Origin of the sequence: Methylopila musalis, from assembly GCF_042679725.1 — a bacterium.
In the GTDB taxonomy this organism is placed as follows: Bacteria; Pseudomonadota; Alphaproteobacteria; order Rhizobiales; family Methylopilaceae; genus Methylopila; species Methylopila musalis.
In genome coordinates this window covers 1-2,577 of the sequence record NZ_JBHTMX010000284.1, presented here as the reverse complement: position 1 = coordinate 2,577, position 2,577 = coordinate 1, and the positions used below count along the sequence as shown (strand labels likewise).

Genomic DNA, 2,577 nt, shown 5'->3' with positions numbered 1-2,577 from the left:
CCGCTCGCGCTTTTCGGGGCGCTCGCCGTCCGCCTGCGCGATCACCAGCGCGGGCGCGGCCGCCTCGGCCAGCGCGGGCGGCGCGGCGTTCGGGATCGCAAAAGCCAGGGCCGGAAGCGCGGCGCCGGCGAGGAGAAGAAATCGGGTCGCTTTCATCGTCAACCTTGTTCGTTTCCGCCTGGCGCGCTCGTGTGGAGCGCGCGTCTTGCCCCATTAATCCGTTTGTATCTGATCGCAGAATGCGGCCTGTCCGTGGCGATTTTACAGTCCGGCCATGAGACGATCGAGAAAGGTATGCTTGTAAGGCGGCCAAATGCGCCGCCGGGCGCGCGATTACGCCGCGCGAGGACTTCGGCAACGCATGAGATGGCGCCGGGTTCCATTCGATCACTCGTCTCGCCGCCGGTATGGCCGCGCTTCAAGAACTGGGCTAGACGAACTGAACGCAGAATGAACCGGACGGGATGGCGATGACGTTGCGAACACTGTCGCTCGGACTTTGCCTCGCGCTCGCCGCGTGCCTCTCCGGCTGCGGCGGCCGCGCCGTCGGCGTGCTGACGCCGATCACCCCGCAAGCGCCCGCGCCCGGCGCCTCCCGCGTGGAGCTGATGGCCGCCACCACCCGCAGGCCGTCGCACGATCCCGGCGTGCTGTTCTCGGGCGAGCGGGCGAGCCGCATCTCGCTCACCCGCATCGGCGTCTCGGTGCCGCCGGACGCGGTGCGGGTCGCGGGCGAGGTGCAGTGGCCGAAGCGGCTGCCGCCGGACCCTTCCAAGGAGTTCGCCACGCTGGAGGCGACGCCCGTCAGCCGCGAGCAGGCGCGGGCGTGGTTCCGCCGCGAGGCGGGCGGCAAGCGCCACGTGCTGCTGTTCGTGCACGGCTTCAACAATTCCTACGAGGACGCGGTCTACCGCTTCGCGCAGATCGTGCACGACAGCCGCACCGACGCGGTGCCGGCGCTGTTCACCTGGCCGTCCCGCGCCAGCATCTTCGCCTACAATTACGACCGCGAGAGCACCAACTACTCCCGCGACGCGCTGGAGGAGGTGCTGCAGGCGTTGGCCGACGAGAAGGACGTGAAGGACGTCTCGGTGCTGGCCCACTCCATGGGCAGCTTCCTCACCATGGAGGCGCTGCGCCAGATGGCGATCCGCGACGGCCGCATCGCGCCCAAGATCCGCAACGTGATCCTCGCGGCGCCGGACGTGGACGTGGACGTGTTCAAGCAGCAGCTCGGCGAGATGGGAACGCCGAACCAGCGACCGCGCTTCACGGTGTTCGTCTCCCGCGACGACCGGGCGCTGAAGGTGTCGAGCCGCATCGCCGGCGCGGTGCCGCGCCTTGGCGCGATCGATCCCAAGGCCGAGCCCTACCGCTCCGAGTTCGAGCAGGCGCGCATCGACGCCTTCGACCTCACCGATCTCAAGACCGCCGATCCGCTGGCGCACGGCAAGTTCGCCCAGAGTCCGGCGGTGGTGCAGGCCATCGGCGGGCGGCTGGTGGCGGGGCAGGAGATTTCGGCGAGCGAGCTGTCGCTCGGCGAGCGGGTGGGCGAGGCCGCGGCGGGCGTCGCCGCCACCGCCGGCTCCGCCGCGGGCGCGGTGGTGACGGCGCCGATCGCGATCGTCGATCCCGCCAGCCGGCGGAACTACGGCGACCGGCTGCGGGAGTTGCGCGGCCAGGCCGGCGGAACCCTCGACACGCTCCGGTGAGCGGCGCGACGCCGGGGGCCGACCCGGAACACCGCGCCTGGCAGCGCATGCTGTCCGGCCGGCGGCTCAACCTGCTCGATCCGTCGCCGCTCGACGTGGAGATCGCCGACATCGCCCACGGGCTGGCGCGGGTGGCGCGCTGGAACGGGCAGACGCTCGGGGCGCACATCTTCTCGGTGGCGCAGCATTCGGTGCTGGTGGAGCAGGTGGCGGCCCGGCTCGCGCCCGGCTGCGGCCCGGAGCTGCGCCTCGCCGTGCTGCTGCACGACGCGCCGGAATACGTCATCGGCGACATGATCAGCCCGTTCAAGGCGGTGCTGGGCGGCGAGTACAAGACGGTGGAGGATCGGCTGATGCGGGCGATCCACGTGCGCTTCGGCCTGCCGCCGGAGCGGGGGGAGGCGGTGAACCGCATCCTCAAGCGCGCCGACCGCACGGCGGCTTATCTGGAGGCGACGCGGCTCGCGGGCTTCTCGCTGACGGAAGCGCGCCGGGTGTTCGGGCGGCCCGAAGGCGCCCCCGCCGACGCGGACCTGACGCCCTGGCCGGCGGACCAGGCCGCGGAGCGCTTTCTCGGGCGCTTCGCCGCGCTGACCGCGTGATCGCTGCGCAGATATGACCTTATGATTGCAGACATGGCGAACAGCGCAGGCGACACGACGTTTTCGGTATTGAACCCAAGCGTGTCCGCAGACGCCGGGACCGTGGGCGCGCTGCTGGTGTGCCCGCTGTCCCGCCTGCCGGAGGCGCTGCGGCGCGCGCCGGGCGCCCGCGTGCTGACCCTGACCTCGGACCCGAACGAGCCCGCGCCGGACGGCCTTCCCGCCGCCGACCGGCTGCTGCTCGCCTTCAACGACATCGCGGC

Annotated in this window: 2 protein-coding genes and 1 pseudogene; all 3 read left to right on the top strand. The window is 71.5% G+C overall.

Annotated features, from left to right (window positions below):
- The first annotated feature begins 470 nt into the window (after window positions 1–470).
- Complete coding sequence (locus tag ACFQ4O_RS16695) at window positions 471–1,712, top strand: alpha/beta hydrolase (RefSeq protein WP_378777373.1); 1,242 nt, start codon at window positions 471–473, stop codon at window positions 1,710–1,712.
- A gap of 47 nt (window positions 1,713–1,759) precedes the next feature.
- A complete protein-coding gene (locus tag ACFQ4O_RS16690) occupies window positions 1,760–2,314 on the top strand; it encodes a hydrolase (protein ID WP_378777375.1) in 555 nt (184 codons plus the stop codon).
- Window positions 2,315–2,395: 81 nt separating this feature from the next.
- Window positions 2,396–2,577: pseudogene (locus ACFQ4O_RS16685) on the top strand (hypothetical protein); the annotation flags it as partial.

Bases quoted from the DNA above. Each gene is read 5' to 3' on its own strand.
- ACFQ4O_RS16690 (WP_378777375.1), top strand. From the start codon at position 1,760: ATGCTGTCCGGCCGGCGGCTCAACCTGCTCGATCCGTCGCCGCTCGAC.
- ACFQ4O_RS16695 (WP_378777373.1), top strand. From the start codon at position 471: ATGACGTTGCGAACACTGTCGCTCGGACTTTGCCTCGCGCTCGCCGCG.